Below are 7,298 nucleotides of genomic sequence, written 5' to 3'. Positions count from 1 at the left end.
TGAGAAAGAGGAGAAGTGAGTTGACCCAATCTGAACACTCGAGTTAGAAACGGGGTGACGTGAGCGCGTTAAGGATCAGGGTGTTCACGTTGGCCGGAATGGCTGTTCAACTTCGCCGGAATACGCAACACATAGACAGTTAAGGGATGACTCAACAATCTGCCTGGCTGAGCAGATGCCAGTGGCCATCGTTACCTGGAGTTAGTCGCCAGGAAATATCCTGGCTGGTTGGTTGTGGCTGATCTGCTGCGCTCTGAGGGCCTAGTGGATGTCGCCGAGCATTGACGAGGGAGGGCGGAGGAAAGGCAAGGAGCGCTACTGTGGCTGCCTCTGGTGGGTATACAAACAGGTTATCAGTGATGCAGATGGCGTGATGTGGGCAGGATCGCTCAGGCTGATACCATTTTCTGTTGTGTGGCGAGCATGGGGTGCACAAAGAAAAGGGGACAGCAGATGCTGTCCCCTCAAGTCATTTCGTCCATTCCCTGAACTGCCATGCTCCCTGCAATCCTTGACGCTATCCTTTCCTTTGGAAATTCCCCTTCCCAATCCGTTGGGGTGTCCTGTGGCCTTCCTAGCCTGGCAATCTGTCCTGATTGCTTCACCCTCTCCTTCCTGGAGGTGTCCATTACCACATCCCGTGGTGTTCCTGCGTCATCCTGACTGATAACCATCCTAGCTATCACGCTTCATCTTGAAGCTGTTCCTGACCGCGTCTTGCGGTGTCCTTTCATCCTTGATGAGCGACAATCCGTGCCACTCAACCTCATCCCGAGGTATCCAACTACCGCATCCTGCGGTTGTCCTGTCGATCCTTGTGATAACCATCCTGGCTATCAACCCCATCCCGAGGTGTTCCTTGCCCACATCCTGCAGGCTATTCCTTGTTTATGCGCTGTTTCTGCATCCTGCCGAATCAGCTCGTCCTTGTGAGACCCATACTAAGGCAATTACGGGCTCGAACAAGGTGTGCATTCGGCTTGGGTTCCGTGACATGCGGTGCAGAAATGGGCTTGTGTGGAATATTATCTAAGTTTATCAGTTGCTTAGATAGTTTCCATGGAAAGCATACCCAGTGCGGGATGGCTTCACGTACGGTTCAACACTGAGGGGTCTTACAGGGGGAATGGCAGATCTCTTACAAGCAGAAATCGGTAGGAAAACGATGGTACAGCCGCTTCAATCAGGGGTGTAAGAGTTCAAAATTAATTGAATACTTATGCTTTAAAAGTAGACAAAAGCCGAGATAAATCTCGGCTTTGTATTGTCTGCTGGTTTCTTTAGCTGACCCTTGTCCCAGGAGTCGGGTAGGCCTTGCGCAGTGATTCGGGTGCAAGTACCTCCAGGTTGCCGCTCATGTTGTTCAGCCAGGAGCGGAACTCGGGCGTATCCTGCACTTCGGTCTCCACCACCACGCTGCGCTTGTCGTAACGGGTCATACGCGGGTTATGCCCCGGGATTTGTCCATCGATCAGTGTCGGGCAGTTGGCATCGATGCGCCCGACGAAGCGGATCGGACCGCTGACGTCCTGATAACCCTGGTCGCGGATCAGCTTCTGGATATTGAAGTCCTTCGGCTGGGTCGCGCTGAAGTTGGTCAACTCCACGTTCTTGATGTGATCGAACGGAATGCCGTAGACCTTGGGATCCAGCTCGGACAGGGTACAGAGCAGGATGGGGCCATCGGGCTGGTTCAGGATGCCGAGGGGATTGATGCGGTCATAGCAGAGCCAGACAGTACGCTCCTTGATGACACGCTGGATCTCGGCGCTGAACTTGCGGCCACGCCAGAGGGCGTCGCGGATCAGGGTGCTGCGGCGGATCTCCGGATTGCCGGCGAAGGGGCGAGGTGACTGGTGCACGCTCTCCAGCCAGCGCTCGGCCAGTTCGCTCTGGCTGTCGCGGATCACCTGACCAGCCTTGTCGATCAGCGGGTTCAATTCGGTCAGCACGCTTGCCGGCAACAGTTGGCTTGCCTGGTCGCTCCAGGTTTTCAGGGCCACTGCCAGCGAGAGCGGCATGATGTTGGCAAAGTCATTGAGACCATGGCGCTCGAAGCACCAGCCATGAGGCTTGCTGCGCTCATCGGAGGTGAGGTCGAACAGTCCCATGCCGGACATCTCTTCCAGGTCCCGTTGCACGGTACGGAGACTGACGTGAATGCCTTCCTCTTCCAGTTTTACCTGGAGTTGGCTGGCGGTCAGCTTGTAAGGGCGGTGCGGGATGCAACGCGCCAAGGTCAGTTGTCGTAACAGCTTCTTACTCATGGTGCATGCCTTCACTGGTTTAGCGTTGAGTGTATCCTAGCCATGGCCTGCGACAGTCTATGTCGCAAGTTTTGCTGCGACAACTGTCGCCATTTTCATACATGAAGAAACAAGGCATTGATAAATAAAACAAAATAGCAATGAAAAGGGGTTGTTTGAGCCCTTTTTTATTGAAAACAAGTCTTGCGAGGATGCTCGCGACCAGGGTGACAGGAAGGAAATGGAAGCAGTAAGGAGGGGGGAGGTGGGAAGGAGGTGGGGGACGGGCCCCCACCTCGACACGTCGTTATGCCAGCCAGGACCAGGCTGATTTGGTGATGGCTGCGCCCACCATGTAGCCGAATACTGCGAGAGCGGCCACTCCGGCCACCAGCTTCTGACCGCGGGCAGGGCGCTTGAGCGCCATGACGCCCAGGCCGATGTAGATCACCAGGGCAATCAGCTTGGCCATCAACCAGGGCTGCTGGCCAGGGCTCATCTGCAGGGCCACCGCCAGCAGCACGCCAAACAGCAGCAGGAAGGTGTCGTTGATGTGGGGCAGCACCTTCAACCATTTCTGTTGCAGCCGCCCGCTGCCCGCCAGCGCCAGGCTCCAGCGGTAGAGGAAGAGCAGCAGGCTGACCAGGGCCAGGGTCATGTGAAGGTGTTTGAGCATGGGGTAATAGGCAATCATGTTGCTTCCTTGTTGTTGTCGGGCAGACCGCTGTTCCATTGATGGGCGTGGGTACGCTCCTGTCCTTCCTGATCGTCTTGCAGCAGGTCGGAGAGGATGTCGCGGTATTGCAGGCTCTTGTTGATATAGGTGTGCTCGTCGTCCAGGTAGTTGACCTGTTCCCGCAGCAGCCGGTTGTCATACTGCTTGAACATCTGCCCCGCACGCCAGGCCTGATTGGCCCTGAATCCCAAGAGGGTGAGTGCTTCTACCCCAAGATCCACGGCCGACCCCAGGGTTTCGCGGTGCACGCTGTCTATCCCGTGGCGCAGGATCTCGTGGGCATGGGGTCTATCCTGGGCACGGGCCAGTATTCTGAGGTGCGGGAAGTGCTTTTTCACCATCTCGATCACTTCGAGGGAGGTGGCCGGGTCATTGAGGGAGAGCACCAGCAGTTTGGCCTTGTGGGCGCCGGCCGCGTGCAGCAGGTCGAGTCGGCTGGCATCCCCATAAAACACCTGGTAGCCGTACTTTCTCAGCATCTCTATCTGGCTGGCATCCTGCTCCAGGATGGTGGTGCCAATACCATGGCCGTGGAGCAGACGCCCCACTATCTGACCGAAGCGACCGAAGCCGGCGATGATGACCGGGTGTTCCACCAGCTCGGGCTGTTCGTGTTCGGGGGTGTCGCTCTGGTTGCGGTAGTCGAACCAGGGCTGGATCACCCGATCGTTGAGGATAAGCAGCAGCGGTGTCAGCGCCATGGAGAGGGCGACGACCAGAGTCAGCAGTGAGATGGTGCTGCCCGGCAGTACCTTGTTCTGGGCGGCGAACGAGAACAGCACGAAGGCGAACTCACCGCCCTGGGCCAGGGCCAGGGCGAAGGTCCAGCGCTGGTTCGGGGAGAGGCGAATGACAAAGCCGAGCCCCATCAGCACCAGCCACTTGAGCACCATCAGACCGATCACCAGTGCCGGGATCAACAGGGGATGGGCGGCAAAGAGGCTGAAGTCGATGCCGGCACCCACCGACATGAAGAAGAGGCCGAGCAGCAGTCCCTTGAACGGCTCAATGTCCGCTTCCAGCTCGTGGCGGTATTCGCTGTCCGCCAGTACCACGCCGGCGAGGAAGGAGCCGAGGGCGGGGGAGAGGCCGACGGATTCCATGAGCACGGCGATGGCGATCACCAGCAGCAGGGCGGCAGCGACGAAGATCTCCCGCATGTGGGACTGGGCGATGGCGCGAAACACCGGCCGCATCAGGTAATGGCCACCCAGCACGATGCCGGCGATGGCGGCCACCACCAGCAGGCCGTGCTGCCAGCCTGCCAGCTCCGAGCTGCCGCTGCTGGCGACCGGCGCGATGGCCAGCAGCGGCAGGATCGCCAGGATGGGGATGACGGCGATGTCCTGGAACAGCAACACCGCAAACGCGGAGCGGCCGCTTTCGCTCTGCATCAGTTTGCGCTCCTGCAGGCTCTGAAGCACGATGGCGGTGGAGGAGAGCGCAAGAATGAGACCGATGGCGAGCCCCTGCTGCCAGGGCAGACCCAAAAGATAACCCACCCCGGTCAGGGCGACACTGGTGAGCAGCACCTGCAGACCACCGGTGCCGAGGATGGGCCCTTTCAGTTGCCACAACAGGGCCGGGCGCAGCTCCAGACCGACCAGAAACAGCATCAGCACCACCCCGAACTCGGCGAAATGCATCACGTCTTTCTGCTCGCCCACCAGACCAAGCAGGAAGGGACCTATGATGATCCCCGCCAGCAGGTAGCCAAGGACGGAGCCCAGCCCCCACCGCTTGGCCAGCGGGACGGCGATCACCGCCGCCGAGAGGTAGATCAGGGCGTCAAACAGCAATCCATGTCCCATCAGCGGCTCCTCCTTAACATGATGAATGCCGGTGAGGGCTGGCCGGGCCTGCGCCCGGATCGAGTGTGTGTCATGGGAGTACCCCCAGCAGATCGCGCAGATAGGGGCTCTCGGCCAGCTGGGCCGGGGTCAGCTGCTCGTCACGCAGGGCGCACAGCAGTTGGCGATAGTCCTGGCCGCAGCGGCGCAGCGCCTCGGGATCCTCGAGCTTGTGGAAGGAGTGCAGCACGAAAGGGGGCAGCCAGCGCATGCCGCACAGCTGTGCGGTCTGCTGGAAGGGGAGCAGGAAGTCGAGCAGCGGGCGCTGGTTGTAGCCGGCGCGGCAGTAGGATTCGGGGCCGCCCCCCGTGGTGATGGCGCTGAGCCACTGCTTGCCGCTGAGGGCGTGGGCCTCGGGGCCGTAGGCATAGCCGTACTCCAGCACCAGGTCCATCCACTCTTTCATGATGGCCGGGCAGGAGTACCAGTAGAAGGGGTGCTGGAAGACGATGATGTCGTGCTCCGCCAGCAGGGCCTGTTCCCGTTTCACGTTGATGAACATGTCCGGATAGCGCTGGCAGAGATCGTGCAGGGTGATCCCCTCCAGCCCCTCGATGGCGTGCAGCAGTTGCTTGTTGGCCCGGGAACTCTGCAGCGCCGGGTGTGAAAAGATGACCAGAATGCGTTTCATGGGATTCCTGAAGAGGGTCTGCTGCCGGCACATGCGACAGACTGTGAGCTGAAACGTTATCAAGAAGCTCCCTGGCCCGCCAGTTCCGGGATCAGTGCGCGCAGCGCCGGATTCAGGGTCTGGTGGGCGGGGTAGCAGAGGCCGATGCGGCGGAACATCCGGGGGCCGCTCACGGGCAGGGTGCACAAGCCCGCTTCGTCCTCCACCAGCCCGTCGGGCAGGAAGCTGATGCCCACCCCGGCCAGCACCAGCGCCATCACCAGCCCCTTGCTCTCGGCCTTGGCCACCAGATTGAGAGTGAGCCGGTCACAGGCCAGCAGGCCTATGGTTTGCTGATGGGCTTCGCAGGGTGGGCACTCAATGAAATCATGGTGTTGCAACTCAGCCAGCTCGATACGCGCCCTGTCCGCAAGAGGGTGTCCCCTGGGAACGCACAGCACGTACTCCTCTTCCCAGAGCGGCAGGAAGATCTCGTCCTCCCGGCGCAGGGCATCCAGGGTCAGCCGGCAGTCGGCCGGGGTGCCGTAATCGGAGAGGGTGAGATCCAGCTCGGGCAGCACCCCCTGCACCGGCCGAAGCAATCCCGCCAGCCGACGGCGGCTGAGGTCGGGCATGATGGCCATGTTGAGTCTCGCACGCGTCGCCTTCTGGCGAAACAGGGTCGGCAGGCGACGCGCCTCTTCCACCAGCTTGACGGCGTGGGGATAGAGATAGTGGGCCGGATCCTTCGCTTCCACCCCCCTTCTTGCCCCGGATGAAGAGGCTGTCCCCCAGGCTTTCTTCGAGCTGGCGAAGGCCGGCGGAGAGGGAGGGTTGGCTCACGTGGCAGCGGGCTGCCGCCGCCGTGATGTTCTTCTCTTCATAGATGGCGATGAAGAAGCGCAGCAATCTCAGGTCCAGCATGGGGATACCATAGTTAATTCAGATGATAACCAGCGGAAAACTATATTTATCGCCGATGGATGTAGCGACTATAGTGACTGGGCCCCGTGCTGGCCAGCCCTTGTTTGACGCCCATTTCAACGCATCAGAAGGAAAACTCCATGTCCAAGTCCCTCGTGGTGATCACCGGCGCGTCCGCCGGGATCGGTGCCGCCATTGCCCGCGCCTTCTCCGCCGCCGGCCATCCGCTGCTGTTGCTGGCCCGCCGGGTCGAGCCCATGCAGGCGCTGAACCTGCCCGATACCCTCTGCATCGGGGTCGATGTCACCGACACCGCCGCCATGAAGGCCGCCGTGGCGCAGGCGGAGGCGCAATTCGGCCCGGTGGGATGTCTGGTCAACAATGCCGGCGTCATGCTGCTGGGACAGGCCGACGTGCAGGATCCCGCCGAGTGGCAGCAGATGCTCAACATCAACGTGATGGGGGTTCTGAATGGCGTGCATGCGGTACTGGCCGGCATGAAGGCCCGCCGCAGCGGCACCATCATCAACATCAGCTCCATCGCCGGTCGCAAGACCTTCCCGAACCATGCCGCTTACTGCGCCACCAAGTTCGCCGTTCACGCCCTGACCGAAAATATCCGGGAAGAGGTGGCCGATGTGGGCGTGCGGATGGTGACCATCGCTCCGGGCGCGGTGGAGACCGAGCTGCTCAGGCACACCACGGACGAGCGCATCAAGGCGGGCTATCACGACTGGAAGGATCAGATGGGAGGCGTCATTGCACCCGAGGTGATCGCCGACGCCGTGCTCTACGCCTGGCACCAGCCGGCCAACGTCTGCGTGCGGGAGATCGTGCTGGCAGCCACCCGTCAGCAACCCTGATGCAAACGGGGGAGGGGTTGACCCTCCCCCTGGGCCAAGGGTTACCATAGGCCCTCTTTCGTCATTGAG

General features: G+C 60.5%; 5 protein-coding genes and 1 pseudogene. 1 reads left to right on the top strand and 5 read right to left on the bottom strand.

Annotation, left to right across the window (positions count from 1 at the left end; translation table 11 throughout):
• Positions 1 to 1,280: 1,280 nt before the first annotated feature.
• The 5 genes and pseudogenes from C3418_RS16235 to C3418_RS16215 form a co-directional block, all read right to left on the bottom strand.
• The gene (locus C3418_RS16235) at positions 1,281 to 2,267 is read right to left on the bottom strand and encodes a YafY family protein (RefSeq protein WP_029313511.1); all 987 of its coding nucleotides are present in this window, start codon (positions 2,265 to 2,267) and stop codon (positions 1,281 to 1,283) included.
• Positions 2,268 to 2,553: 286 nt separating this feature from the next.
• Positions 2,554 to 2,940, bottom strand: a complete 387-nt coding sequence (locus tag C3418_RS16230; protein WP_103858883.1) for a SirB2 family protein — start codon at positions 2,938 to 2,940, stop codon at positions 2,554 to 2,556.
• Positions 2,937 to 4,793: a monovalent cation:proton antiporter-2 (CPA2) family protein gene (locus C3418_RS16225; protein ID WP_103858882.1), complete on the bottom strand. Its 1,857-nt coding sequence runs from the start codon at positions 4,791 to 4,793 to the stop codon at positions 2,937 to 2,939. Before C3418_RS16225 ends, C3418_RS16230 begins: the two co-directional genes overlap by 4 nt.
• A gap of 70 nt (positions 4,794 to 4,863) precedes the next feature.
• The gene (locus C3418_RS16220) at positions 4,864 to 5,463 is read right to left on the bottom strand and encodes an NAD(P)H-dependent oxidoreductase (protein ID WP_010672574.1); all 600 of its coding nucleotides are present in this window, start codon (positions 5,461 to 5,463) and stop codon (positions 4,864 to 4,866) included.
• Positions 5,464 to 5,522: 59 nt separating this feature from the next.
• Positions 5,523 to 6,366, bottom strand: a pseudogene (locus tag C3418_RS16215) (LysR family transcriptional regulator).
• Positions 6,367 to 6,506: 140 nt separating this feature from the next.
• Here C3418_RS16215 and C3418_RS16210 point away from each other — a divergent pair.
• The gene (locus C3418_RS16210; protein WP_103858881.1) at positions 6,507 to 7,229 is read left to right on the top strand and encodes an SDR family oxidoreductase; all 723 of its coding nucleotides are present in this window, start codon (positions 6,507 to 6,509) and stop codon (positions 7,227 to 7,229) included.
• Positions 7,230 to 7,298: the final 69 nt, after the last annotated feature.

Source organism: Aeromonas sp. ASNIH8 (assembly GCF_002919855.1).
Lineage (GTDB): Bacteria > Pseudomonadota > Gammaproteobacteria > Enterobacterales > Aeromonadaceae > Aeromonas > Aeromonas caviae.
This window is presented reverse-complemented; position numbering and strand designations above follow the sequence as displayed.